Origin of the sequence: Paenibacillus sp. NPDC101420 (assembly GCF_050277435.1) — a bacterium.
Lineage (GTDB): Bacteria > Bacillota > Bacilli > Paenibacillales > Paenibacillaceae > Paenibacillus_AQ.
The window spans coordinates 137,880-149,717 of sequence record NZ_JBNNSE010000003.1; the positions used below are offsets into that span (position 1 = coordinate 137,880).

12 protein-coding genes are annotated in these 11,838 nt (G+C 41.2%); 6 read left to right on the forward strand and 6 right to left on the reverse strand.

Features of this window, described 5'->3' with window-relative positions:
* The first annotated feature begins 79 nt into the window (after positions 1-79).
* Positions 80-961, forward strand: coding sequence for an SMI1/KNR4 family protein (locus ACQKMP_RS15900; protein ID WP_042192935.1), 882 nt, complete (start codon positions 80-82; stop codon positions 959-961).
* A 115-nt stretch (positions 962-1,076) separates the two neighbouring features.
* On the opposite strand, the gene ACQKMP_RS15905 is transcribed toward ACQKMP_RS15900, so the two are convergent.
* Positions 1,077-1,514 carry a MarR family winged helix-turn-helix transcriptional regulator gene (locus ACQKMP_RS15905; RefSeq protein ID WP_042192933.1) on the reverse strand — a complete coding sequence of 146 codons (438 nt, stop codon included), beginning with the start codon at positions 1,512-1,514 and terminating at the stop codon, positions 1,077-1,079.
* 121 nt (positions 1,515-1,635) lie between these two features.
* On the opposite strand from ACQKMP_RS15905, the gene ACQKMP_RS15910 reads away from it, so the two are divergent.
* Entirely contained in the window at positions 1,636-2,223 is a 588-nt protein-coding gene (locus ACQKMP_RS15910; protein ID WP_042192931.1) for an NAD(P)H-dependent oxidoreductase, read from the forward strand.
* Positions 2,224-2,247: 24 nt separating this feature from the next.
* Here ACQKMP_RS15910 and ACQKMP_RS15915 read toward each other — a convergent pair whose 3' ends face one another.
* From ACQKMP_RS15915 to ACQKMP_RS15930, 4 genes are all read right to left on the reverse strand, one after another.
* Positions 2,248-2,760, reverse strand: a complete 513-nt coding sequence (locus ACQKMP_RS15915) for a DinB family protein (RefSeq protein ID WP_427469868.1) — start codon at positions 2,758-2,760, stop codon at positions 2,248-2,250.
* A gap of 164 nt (positions 2,761-2,924) precedes the next feature.
* Positions 2,925-4,031 carry an undecaprenyldiphospho-muramoylpentapeptide beta-N-acetylglucosaminyltransferase gene (locus ACQKMP_RS15920; RefSeq protein ID WP_427469869.1) on the reverse strand — a complete coding sequence of 369 codons (1,107 nt, stop codon included), beginning with the start codon at positions 4,029-4,031 and terminating at the stop codon, positions 2,925-2,927.
* Entirely contained in the window at positions 4,028-5,014 is a 987-nt protein-coding gene (locus ACQKMP_RS15925; protein ID WP_042192925.1) for an SDR family NAD(P)-dependent oxidoreductase, read from the reverse strand. Before ACQKMP_RS15925 ends, ACQKMP_RS15920 begins: the two co-directional genes overlap by 4 nt.
* Before the next feature lie 140 nt (positions 5,015-5,154).
* Complete coding sequence (locus ACQKMP_RS15930) at positions 5,155-6,720, reverse strand: catalase (RefSeq protein ID WP_427469871.1); 1,566 nt, start codon at positions 6,718-6,720, stop codon at positions 5,155-5,157.
* A gap of 199 nt (positions 6,721-6,919) precedes the next feature.
* On the opposite strand from ACQKMP_RS15930, the gene ACQKMP_RS15935 reads away from it, so the two are divergent.
* A complete protein-coding gene (locus tag ACQKMP_RS15935; protein ID WP_076284987.1) occupies positions 6,920-8,332 on the forward strand; it encodes an alanine/glycine:cation symporter family protein in 1,413 nt (470 codons plus the stop codon).
* Positions 8,333-8,458: 126 nt separating this feature from the next.
* Here ACQKMP_RS15935 and ACQKMP_RS15940 read toward each other — a convergent pair whose 3' ends face one another.
* Positions 8,459-8,860, reverse strand: a complete 402-nt coding sequence (locus ACQKMP_RS15940) for a RidA family protein (RefSeq protein ID WP_076284986.1) — start codon at positions 8,858-8,860, stop codon at positions 8,459-8,461.
* A 413-nt stretch (positions 8,861-9,273) separates the two neighbouring features.
* Between ACQKMP_RS15940 and ACQKMP_RS15945 the strand changes: the two genes are divergently transcribed.
* From ACQKMP_RS15945 to ACQKMP_RS15955, 3 genes are all read left to right on the forward strand, one after another.
* A complete protein-coding gene (locus tag ACQKMP_RS15945; RefSeq protein ID WP_076284985.1) occupies positions 9,274-9,840 on the forward strand; it encodes a TetR/AcrR family transcriptional regulator in 567 nt (188 codons plus the stop codon).
* Positions 9,837-10,373 carry a DUF2798 domain-containing protein gene (locus tag ACQKMP_RS15950; RefSeq protein ID WP_076284984.1) on the forward strand — a complete coding sequence of 179 codons (537 nt, stop codon included), beginning with the start codon at positions 9,837-9,839 and terminating at the stop codon, positions 10,371-10,373. Before ACQKMP_RS15945 ends, ACQKMP_RS15950 begins: the two co-directional genes overlap by 4 nt.
* Positions 10,374-10,612: 239 nt before the next feature.
* Positions 10,613-11,794 (forward strand): multidrug effflux MFS transporter, encoded by a 1,182-nt coding sequence (locus ACQKMP_RS15955; RefSeq protein WP_427469874.1) that lies wholly within the window; start codon positions 10,613-10,615, stop codon positions 11,792-11,794.
* Positions 11,795-11,838: the final 44 nt, after the last annotated feature.

The window sequence follows — 11,838 nt, forward strand, 5'->3', positions numbered from 1 at the left end:
GTGATTGGCTGGGCATAGGCTATAAATGGTATAATTTCTAATAGGTATTTTGAGTGATCGTTACTAGGAGGTATTAATGATGAGTGATGAGCTATTGGGAAAATTGGATACTTGGCATGAAGAGGATGAATTTCAAGAAATCGTGGATGCAATAACGGAAATTCCTGAAGAGGAAAGAGATTATGTACTAACTAGTCATTTGGGCAGAGCGCTTAATAATCTCGGGCAATATGAAGAAGCTTTAGAGCAGTATTTGAGCATTGAAGAAGAGGGTGAAGGTGACCCGCTTTGGCATTACCGTATCGGAGTTTCCTATTATTATCTGAAGCGGTACGACGAAGCTTTAAAAGCATTTACAATTGCAGACGAGCTAGAGCCTGATGATGAGGACACCTTGGAGTTTTTGGGATGGATCAAACGAAAATTGGCTAAGAAAGCTACGAAAAAGCCTGTGAATAAACCTGCAAAGAAGCCTGTAGTAGCGATCGACACCACCAACTTTTGGGATGACAGCGAGTATGCGTTCTCAGAATATATCTCTGAATCGCCTACAGATGCATTGATTGCTTCAGTAGAAGAAGAGCTGGTTTTTAAGCTGCCAAAATACTACGTTGAAATGATGAAGCTACATAATGGGGGAATTCCTCATAACACTCGGTACCCAATTCCGGGAACAGAAGAATTTATTACGATTTCAGGGATCCTTGGAATTGGACGAGATAAGAATAAGTCGCTGTGTGGAGCTTCAGGCAGCCGGACTGTGATTGAAAATGGACGTTATCCTGAGGTTGGTGTGGTGATTTGTGATTGTCCTTCTGAGAATGAAGTAATCATGCTGGATTACCGCGAGTTTGGAAATGATGGCGAACCCGAGGTTATCCATGTAGATCGAGATAACAAATACAAGATCACACGCTTGGCTGACAATTTTGAGTCCTTTATCGGTGGACTGGTGAAATAGTGGATTCGGCGATTTAGCTGAATGTGGGGCTGATAAATCAGCCAAATAAACGATCGAAAAAAACAGAGCAGCGGTTCTCCTATAATGGAGGCAGCTGCTCTGTTTTTTAGTCTGCTCAATTGTCGCTATTAAACACCTTGGACTGAAGCACATCGAGTGCTCGGTTGATTTCTTCCAGTTCTTCAGTAGAAGAATCCTTGATCCGGTCCAGGAAACGTTCGCCGATCTGTTCAAAAGCTTTGTTCATCATCGCTTGTCCAGCGTCAGACAACCGAATCATTTGCTTACGCCGATCTTCTGCGACATCCAGCTTTTCGCAAAGATTCTTTTCTGTTAATTTCTTGAGCTCACGGCTCGTGTTCGGCATAGAGATATTCTTACAATCACTAATTTGACTGAGGGTAACAGGCTGGCTGACCGCAATATACTCCAGAATACTATATTGAACGGGCGTAATACCTTCCGGTCTAACATCTTTGGTTAAGTCGAATGTTACTTCATGGACTGCCGTCGTAAAGGTCACTAATTTATGAAAAAACGCTTCTTTGTCCATAACGATCACCTCTTAGTGTAAACTTTAACAAAATAATTATCATAATACAATTATCATTTGACAACTAAATAAAGGTTATGATACGATTTTGTTATCAAATGATAATTAAAGAGGTGGACCAATGAACGTTTTAGTCATCTATACTCATCCGAATCATAAAAGTTTAAGTTATGCTTTTCTCAATAAAGTCATTCAAGGAAGTAATGAAAATCGAAAGATCACGAACATCGAGGTGCTTGATCTATATGAAGAGCAATTTGATCCGGTGCTGGTCTTTAACGAAAATAAACGTAGAAGAGACATGCATATCGATCCCAAGTTTGAGAAGTATCGTGAGCAGATTCGTCAGGCAGACAAAATTGTGTTTGTGTATCCGATCTGGTGGGGCCGGCCTCCAGCCATGCTGCTCGGGTATATTGATCAAATGTTTGCCTCTAATTTTGCTTATAGAGAAAAGGGCGGCCTTATCCCCGAAGGGCTGCTGAAAGGGAAGTCCGTGGTTTGTATTTCCAGCATGAAGGGGCCAACCCTTTATCCTTTATATTGGTTAAACAATTCCCATAAGGTGCTGATGAGAAAAGCATTATTTCAATATTGCGGTATGAAAAAAGTGAAGTTTTTCGAGTTTGGGAATATGGAGAGTCCAAAAGGTAAACATGACAAAAAGCTAAATCAGGTCTATCAATATTTCAAAGCTGTGGCTAATTAACTCTCAAAGATAACGGATCGATGATTATTTGGACTCGTTATAAAGATAGGCAACATAATCCTGCAGCACTGAGGTATGGTCCATTTGTCGCAGCATAGTCCCGATATTCCCACGGTGATAGCTGCCATGGTTTACTACGTGGAAGATAGCACCGGAAATGGATGTCTCAAGTGATCCCATAGTTGGATGATCTAACACAACGATGGGGTCCTTATCTATTTGACTAGCCAACACCATTTTATTTTTGCTGGTTAGCTCACGATAGAGGATATCCATTTCTTCAATATCTTTTATTGCTAACAAGGGCTCTAATTGGGCAGCTGATGCTTTAGCTTCATTCCTAGTTCGCCCTGAAATCAAGTCAAACCAAATATTCTCCACGACATAAATATGCGTCACAACCTTTGCTACTGAAGAAAAACCACTCTGGATATCCTTATGATAAATGTCTTTAGGCAACTCCTTTAAGCGATGGATGATCGTTTGATTGGCCCATACATTGTAGTCATACATTTCTATCGTCGGATGTTTCTCCATGAGTTTCTCCCCCTAAGATTATAGATACGTTAATTATACCCATTCCAAAAATGTTCGGTACAATTTAGAGATGTTTATTATAGGACCCTTTGTCCAAAATAAACCAAAATACAGACGACAGCGATAAAGCAGAGGAGCAACCAATTCGCTAGCTTCATTCCCATCTAAACCGTACCTGCCTTGATCATTGTTAAGTCCTCGCCGCTTACTTGTTTGATTAAATTCATTACCTTATAGGCTCCTCTGCCGTTCTCATAAGGCTTCATCTTAACTTTGTAAGTAGAGCGGTTCTCGTATAGCGTCATGATCGAATGAACAAAGGTTTGATTAGTCATCTCTTCTTCAAGTAACATTTCAGCGAGTCCAGTTTGTTGAAAATACTGTGCTTGGGCAAGTTGACCAGAGCGGCTGCCACCATTCGTGTGAGGAATTAATAACATTGGCTTTTGCATAGAAAGAAGCTCCATCATAGAATTTGAGCCTGCACGGGATACGACAACATCCGCCATAGCTAATAAATGCGGCAGCTCACAGCTTGTAATGAATTCATACGATTTGTAGCCTGACATCGAGAGGTGATAATTAAACTTTCCCTCCCCGCAAATATGAACCACTTGAAATTTATTTATCAACTCAGCGAGTACATTGTTCACCATTTGGTTAATGCTGTGTGCCCCTTGGCTTCCTCCCATAATAAGAAGAACAGGCTTAGCAGAGGTGAATCCGCAAAAGGCTAAACCACGTTGTTTATCAGCTAATTTGAATTGCTCCTTCAAGAGCGGTCCCACATGAACGGCCTTGAGAGAAGCAGATTTGGTTACAGTATCCAGAAAATTTGTACACAGATGAGTGGCAAACGGAAGTGAGATTTTATTAGCTAGTCCAAGATTTAAGTCTGGTTCATAAATAATGATGGGCACCTTGTTGAGTTTGGCTCCAATCACGACCGGTACAGAAACAAATCCACCTTTAGAAAAAATCACACCAGGCTTGATGGTTCGTAGGAGACGGTAGGATTGAGAGATGCCATTTATGATTTTGAATATATCGGTCACATTCTTCCAATCGAAGTAGCGTCTCAATTTCCCTGTGGAAATGGGATGATAGGTTACCTCCTCCTTGTAGTCAGACAAAAGCTTACGCTCAATCCCGTGTTCGGAGCCTATATAATGAACGTCCCAATCCTCAGCTAGACAGTTAGGAATCAACACCAGGTTCCCTGATACATGGCCTGCGGAGCCTCCACCTGTAAATACGATCGAGGTACTCATGCTAGAAACCCACCTTGTTGTAACATTTCTTTTATCGCAGGTTTGCTCATCAACACATGATTGGAATCATAGCTCTGGAAGTCCACAGGCGGGCAAGAGGCATAGGCTTCTTGTAAACCTTCTATAGGAAAAGGAGGAAGAATCACATAATAGTGATCATCCAGATGTATAGATGAGGCGCTCTCGAATTCCGAAATTAGGGCCTCACTTAAGCTTTCACCGGGACGTATCCCCGTTTCCTTGATTTGGATCGTGCTAGTTGATAAGTCGTCAATTAAGACTTGGGCAAGATCCTTAATGCTGCAAGCAGGCATTTTGGTCACAAAGACTTCTCCGCCTCTGCTTTCTTCTGTTGCTTTAAGGAGTAGGGTAATTGCATCATCTATGGTTAAGAAAAAACGAGTCATTCTAGCATCTGTAAGGGAAATGTCTACTCCATCCACAATACTTTGTTTAAAAATAGGCACCACGCTACCCGTTGAGCCAAGTACATTGCCACTTCTCACACATACAAACTGAGTTTTGGTTTGTCTGAGATTGGCATGGACCATTAGCTTTTCACCGAGTGATTTTGTCATTCCGTAGGTGCTCGATGGTTGCGCTGCTTTATCGGTTGAAACATAGACTACTTTTTTTACGCCATGTTTAATAGCGGCTTGAATCACATGCTGAGTTCCGAGTACGTTAGTCTTCATCGCACTGTCTGGTTGTTGTTCGCAGATCGGGACATGCTTTAAGGCCGCTAAATGATAGATATAATCTACCTGATGGCAAGCTTGCATCAGTTCTTGCTTATCACGTATATCACCGATGATGAACGTTAGTTTGGGATTATGATGATATTCCTGTTGTAGTTCTACTTGAAGTGACTCATTGCGGGAAAATATTCTGATTTCTTTTGGGTCTCTTTCCAATAACCGTTTCACGAGTTGTCGTCCCCAAGATCCGGTTCCACCGGTAATTAATATGGTTGTATTTTGCACGGTTTGTTCCTCCTATGATCTTAGCTACACAATAATCATAGTGTTCATATGTTACGTGAATATGGCAAAGCGAAAGCTCTCAAAATCAAAAAAAGGTTAAAGAACCCTTATAACAGGTCCCTTAACCCTTCATTTAACTTCTAATAGCCATCGGTTTGTTTACCGGATTGCTCCGCAATTTCCGCGCCGTCTCGATTCTCTGAAGTACCTAGATGCTTGTGGTCGGCTTTGGCTTGAGCAAGACCTTCAGCCACTCGGCGGCCGTAGTCTGGATCAGCTTTTGTAAAATGTTCAATCATATTGGTTTGAATCACAGGCGCACATATTTTTAGGGCATCGACCAGGTTATGAATCAATTCATCCCGTTCCCAATCCTCGAACTTGCGATAGGTATCACCAGCTTGCCCGAAGTCATTTGTCCGACTAATTTTGTCGCGAACTAGTCGATCATTATACATCGGTTGATGTTCTTCGCCAGAAGGAGCTGCCTCCTTTAACCCGCCAAGCGAGGAAGGTTCGTAATTCACATGTGGGTTTTGCTCAGGCGCCTTATCCACATGATAAGTCATTTGCCCATCCCGCTGATTCGTCGCTACCCTTGTCTTTGGAGCATTGATCGGTAATTGAATGTAGTTGGCGCCCACCCGGTGCCGCTGAGTATCCGAATAGGAGAACGTCCGGCCTTGCAGCAGCTTGTCATCCGAGAAATCCAGACCGTCTACTAGAACTCCAGTCCCGAAAGCGACCTGTTCGACCTCGGCAAAATAATTGTCTGGGTTTCGATCCAGAACCATCTTCCCTACAGGTAAAAATGGAAAACGTTCATGATCCCAAAGCTTAGTAGGATCGAGTGGATCAAAATCGAGCTCAGGATGCTCATCGTCACTCAGGATTTGCACACAAAGCTCCCATTCAGGGTAATCCTTGCGCGCAATAGCCTCATATAGATCCTGCGTAGCATGGCTGACGTTTTTGGCTTGTATATCCTCAGCGGCTTGCTGAGTTAGATTCTTAATGCCATGTTTCAGCGGCTCCCAATGGTATTTGATTAAGACAGCTTCGCCGTTTTCATTCACCCATTTATAGGTATTAACTCCAGACCCCTGCATCTGCCGATAGTTGGCTGGAATCCCCCAAGGAGAGAACAGGAATGTAATCATATGAGTAGCTTCAGGAGAGTTCGATACGAAATCAAACATCCGCTCTGGGTTTTGCAGATTGGTCACGGGATCTGGCTTGAAAGCATGAACCATGTCAGGAAATTTCAGCGGATCACGGATAAAGAAAATCTTCAGATTGTTGCCGACCAAGTCCCAGTTGCCATCCTCTGTATAGAACTTTGTGGCGAAGCCACGTGGATCACGAAAGGTCTCCGGAGAGTACACGCCATGAACCACTGTTGAAAACCTTACGAATACAGGTGTTTTTTTGCCTGCTTCTTGAAAAAGCTTAGCACGCGTATACTTCGAGACGGGTTCATCGCCTACTTTTCCATAAGCTTCAAAATACCCGTGGGCTCCTGCACCCCTAGCATGCACCACACGTTCCGGAATACGCTCTCGATCAAAATGAGATATTTTCTCGATAAAGTGGTAGTTTTCGAGCGTCGACGGTCCGCGATTCCCTACCGTTCGTATATTTTGATTATCTGTAATGGGATGACCTTGTCGATCCGTTAAAATCATATCTTCTTTTTCCTTATCCATATGACAAAGCTCCACCTCTCTTCAGATATAAATAGTATTTTCTACCAGAATTCTGAAAAGTATGCGAAACCCACTGACAAGAGATGTTATGAAAGTTACAATTTTTATTGGCATTTGAAATAATGACTGTTATATTTGAAAATACTATGTGTTATAAGCTTAGCAACTTGGTATCGACAGAATGGAGAGGCGGAATTACATGCAACAATTTTTAGATAGTATGATTAGCGTAACAAATGATTTTTTGTGGTCGAAAATATTGGTGATCCTTCTTATTGCTTGTGGACTTTATTTCACCGTAAGATCGAAATTTGTACAGTTTGGTATGTTCAAAGAAATGTTTCGGGTTCTTAAAGGATCCAATGAAAGGTCAAAAGATAGTATTTCATCCTTCCAGGCCTTCTGCATTAGTATGGCGGCGAGGGTAGGGACAGGTAATATAACGGGAATCGCAATTGCTATTGCCATAGGTGGTCCAGGGGCTATTTTCTGGATGTGGGTGATTGCCATTATTGGATCAGCGTCCGGTTTTATAGAAAGCACTTTGGCACAGGTATATAAAGTGAAGGATAAGACCGGATTTCGCGGTGGGCCTGCCTATTATATGGAGAAAGGCCTGAACAAGCGCTGGATGGGTGCGATATTCGCGGTTCTGATTACATTATCCTTCGGGCTTGTATTTAACGCGGTCCAATCGAATACGGTCACAGTGGCCTTTGAAAATTCATTTGGCACCAATCGGGCCATTCTTGGGCTTGTAATGGCTGCTGCCTTTGCACTGGTTATCTTTGGCGGTGTTAAGCGTATCGCAAGAATGTCCGAATATATTGTAGTGGTAATGGCAGGAATCTACATTGGGGCTGCTCTTATTATTATGCTGATTAATATTACAGAACTCCCAGGAGTTTTCGCACTCATTGTGAAAAGTGCCTTCGGATTTGAACAAGTCGCTGGTGGCTCTCTTGGTGCAGTAATTCTACAGGGCGTGAAGCGTGGTTTGTTCTCTAACGAAGCGGGTATGGGTAGTGCGCCTAATGCTGCGGCAACGGCAACTACGAGTCATCCGGTGAAACAAGGGCTAATGCAAGCGCTAGGCGTACTCACAGATACGTTACTTATTTGTTCGAGTACGGCGTTCATTATCTTGTTGTCTGATGCCTATAAGCAGCCAGGGCTGGACGGAATCAAGCTGACACAAGCCGCATTAAGCGAGCATATTGGTTCGTGGGCATCCGGATCACTAGCGATTATGATTTTTTTGTTTGCTTTCAGCACGTTAATTGGAAATTATTATTACGGTGAAACCAATATAGAATTTTTGAATTCCAACAAAAAGGTATTACTATTCTATAGATACAGTGTTTTGGCGATGATTATTTTTGGTTCCGTAGCAAAGGTTCAATTGGTATGGGATTTGGCCGACTTATTTATGGGCTTCATGGTTATCGTGAATTTGATTGCCATCCTGCTATTATCTAAAGTGGCCTTTGCCGCCTTGAAGGATTATAAAAAGCAGAAACGTGAAGGGAAGGATCCTGTTTTCTATAAAGACAGCATTCCGGGGCTCGAGAACGTTGAAGGTTGGGACAATTCTTCAGATATAAAAAGATAGAAATGTATTTGAAGGGCTCAGGAGACTGAGCTCTTTTTGCTGTCAGATTACAAAAACGAGCCTTTAGAATTGCTTCTAAGGCTCGTTTTGCGTACAGTATTTTAAATTAGTCCTGCTTAATATAGTTTATCCTGCAGCCCAAACATCTAATTCGATTTTCAATTCAGGTAAACCTAATCCTTTAACATATGCAATGGTCATTGAAGGAGGCGTCATCCCGAATACTTTATTCCAAATTCCATAGAAATGATCCCAATCGATTTCTTCTGTGGCCCAAATGTTGATTTTGATTACGTTATCGGGAGTCAACTTTTGAGAAGAGAGGACTTCTACAATATTACTCATCGTATTTGTTACTTGTTGATTAAAATCTGTAGGGATATTACTGTTTTGATCGATTCCAATTTGACCAGAAAATACATACATTTCAGCGTTTCTGCTTATTTTTGTTACATGACTGTAGTTACCAACGGGTTTCGCAATATTTTCTGGATTATATCTTGTGATCACATTATTATTTAAATTCATTTTTATGAAGTCTCCTTTAAATAGAAGATACATAACGATAGCTAGGTTATATATCTCCACTGTTTTTTAGTTTTAATTTTTGACAGACTTATCCTATCAATCATTAATTCTAGAAAAAAACAGCAGTAGAATACCCAATACCAAAAGATAAATATTTTAGGGATCTCTTTTTCATCAGGTATTCCTCCTTCATATTTAAAGTAAGATAACTTCATCAGAATGATAACATTAATCCATGTGGGACGGCAACTTTGCCTCCTCCGGCACAACATGACAAGGATCTTTTTTTTGCTGTATTTTATGAAAACTTCAATGCTTTTTTTGAAAAAAAGCAAAAAACACTTACATTAACGGATATTATGTTGTTATAATTACAAACAGACCGGTTGGTATGTTAGGGGGAATACGTAATTATGGATACAAAATCACTAATGATTGAGAAGGCGACACTCCTTTTTCAACAAAAAGGTTACAAGAGTGTAGGCGTTAGTGAAATTTTAAAAGCTTGTGATGTTACCAAAGGAGCGCTCTATCATCATTTTCCAAATGGAAAAGAAGAGCTATTAATTGCTTGTCTAAAGAGCCTAAAGGAAGCAATCACAATAGATATGGAGGACATTTTCAAAAAGCATTCTTCTACGCAAGAGGCCACGCAATTCATGCTTAATAAGTTAATTCACAACTTGGAAACCGAGGGCAAGCTTACAGGCTATACATTTAGCAGTATTGTCAGTGAAATGGCTACGGTCAGTGAGCCTGTCCGCCAAGCATGTAACTCACTTTATGAGAACATTCAGACTATTTACTACACGAAGCTTGCAACTGAAGGTTTCTCGAATGAACTAGCTTCTGATATTGCTTTATTGATGACAACCTCGATTGAGGGTGCGATCATGCTGTGTCAAACGCAGCGATCTACCGCACCTTTAAAGACTATTGCGAAACTATTACCGACAATTTTGAAAGGAAGAACATCATGAATCTAGAAACAAGATTACCGAGAAACGGCAAAGAGGGCGCATTATACGGTGCAATTATTTGTACACTAACCGTTCTGTTTATGTCTTCATTAAATATCATTTTAGCGGTTGGAGAATTTAATGGGGAAGTTGCTTTATCGATCCTTAAGGTGTTTCCGATCATTTGGGTCATTGTTATGATTATAGAGCCTGTTGTTATTGGGCGTATCGCAGAAAAGCTGACAGCTAAATTCACACAACCTAGCGATAGCTTCAACGCCAAAATTCTGTTTCGTATTCTTTTCACCGTACTAGGAATGTCATTTGTGATGACCTTTATTGGAGACATCATCGGAAACGGGTTGAGTTCTGAAACGTTCAATCACTTCTTAGCGAATTGGCCAAGAAATTTCCTAATTGTACTGATCGCTGAAAGTATAGTGATCCAACCTTTTGCACGATTTGTGATGGTAAAGCTACATGCTTCTCAGGATAAAAAGAAGTCCAGCGCCGCTGGTATAACTGTAAATGGATTATCGGAACAAAACTCATAACATAAATATGCTCTCAGGCGATGCATTTCGTTTGAGAGCTTTTCTATTACCGTATATAATGATATTTTAGTTGAATCATTGAAACCCTCCTATATAACAAAGAAAACTTAACAATGAAAGGTAATATCGAACATGATGATCTATAGTCGTCTTGCCATAATGATGCCCCCATTTCCCTAGCTAGGCTCATATTCTTGTTGTTGTTCGAGGATATAAGCTTGTAGGAGGGCGAATTTAATATGAAAAAATATGCAGCACCATCTTTACTTTTAATGATTGTTCTTGTGGCTTTTCCGCAAATTAGTGAGACGATCTACACTCCATCGTTGCCGGATATTGCGGTAGCACTTGGGGTCTCTAATAGTTCTGTACAGTTAACATTAAGTATATATTTTATCGGATTTGCTTTAGGTGTTTTGTGTTGGGGTTGGCTCTCTGATTTCATCGGACGGAGACCTGCCATGCTAGGTGGCCTTATTGTATATGGTGTTGGAAGCTTGATGTGTTTTTACTCGGAATCCATTACTCTACTTCTGGTCAGCCGTTTCATTCAAGCATTTGGAGCAGCAACTGGCTCTATCATTACGCAAACCATTCTTCGGGAGAGTGTATCCGGGAATAAGCGGCATTCCATGTTTGCCCAAATCTCGGCGGTGATTGCTTTTACTCCAGCAGTAGGGCCGCTTATTGGCGGATGGGTGGATCAAGCTTTTGGTTTTCGAGCGGTTTTCTTTACATTAGTGATGATGAGTGTGTTGTTATTTGTGTATGCTTTTTGGAAGCTGTCAGAAACGACTGATGTTTCCGCGAGAAAAAAGGTGGCTATTCTACCTATCGTTAAAAGAATGCTCTCATTGCCACGTGTACTAGTGTTTGGGTTACTGATCGGGGGCATCAATGGAGTTTTATTTAGCTACTATGCGGAAGCACCCTTTATATTTATTGAACACTTTAACATTTCACCGGGAGTATATGGTTTTCTAGGCATTGTTGTGGCTTTGGCATCGATAGTGGGAGCAATGATGTCCAAGAGATTATTGAGTCTCTATGCTGCAGAAAAAATAATTCACATCGGCTGTCTAGTGATGACCAGTGGGGCTTTGCTATTAACAATCGTAAGCAGCCTTGTCTCGTTGCCGAATATGATGTTGATGGTATGCATTCTAATAACCCTTTTTGTCATGTTAATGGGGGCCGGTATCGCTTTACCTAATTGTCTAAGTCTTGCGCTTGTCAATTTTCAGGATGTTGTGGGAACAGCAGGTGCGATCTTCAGTTTGGGATATTACTTATTAGTTAGTTTGGCGACATGGGGAATGAGCGCCCTGCATAATGGTTCATTACTGACGATGCCCATCTATTTCTTAGGGATTAGCGGCGGAATGTGGTTATTAAGTAAAAAGTTTATTGTAGCGGAATAGAATTTACTTCTTAGTTATTTGATTAGAAGGAGATATGGAACGGG

Excerpts from the sequence above, each read along its gene's own strand:
- ACQKMP_RS15900 (WP_042192935.1), top strand. The coding sequence starts at position 80 with ATGAGTGATGAGCTATTGGGAAAATTGGATACTTGGCATGAAGAGGAT.
- ACQKMP_RS15905 (WP_042192933.1), bottom strand. The coding sequence starts at position 1,514 with ATGGACAAAGAAGCGTTTTTTCATAAATTAGTGACCTTTACGACGGCA.
- ACQKMP_RS15910 (WP_042192931.1), top strand. The coding sequence starts at position 1,636 with ATGAACGTTTTAGTCATCTATACTCATCCGAATCATAAAAGTTTAAGT.
- ACQKMP_RS15915 (WP_427469868.1), bottom strand. The coding sequence starts at position 2,760 with ATGGAGAAACATCCGACGATAGAAATGTATGACTACAATGTATGGGCC.
- ACQKMP_RS15920 (WP_427469869.1), bottom strand. The coding sequence starts at position 4,031 with ATGAGTACCTCGATCGTATTTACAGGTGGAGGCTCCGCAGGCCATGTA.
- ACQKMP_RS15930 (WP_427469871.1), bottom strand. The coding sequence starts at position 6,720 with ATGGATAAGGAAAAAGAAGATATGATTTTAACGGATCGACAAGGTCAT.
- ACQKMP_RS15935 (WP_076284987.1), top strand. The coding sequence starts at position 6,920 with ATGCAACAATTTTTAGATAGTATGATTAGCGTAACAAATGATTTTTTG.
- ACQKMP_RS15940 (WP_076284986.1), bottom strand. The coding sequence starts at position 8,860 with ATGAATTTAAATAATAATGTGATCACAAGATATAATCCAGAAAATATT.
- ACQKMP_RS15945 (WP_076284985.1), top strand. The coding sequence starts at position 9,274 with ATGGATACAAAATCACTAATGATTGAGAAGGCGACACTCCTTTTTCAA.
- ACQKMP_RS15950 (WP_076284984.1), top strand. The coding sequence starts at position 9,837 with ATGAATCTAGAAACAAGATTACCGAGAAACGGCAAAGAGGGCGCATTA.
- ACQKMP_RS15955 (WP_427469874.1), top strand. The coding sequence starts at position 10,613 with ATGAAAAAATATGCAGCACCATCTTTACTTTTAATGATTGTTCTTGTG.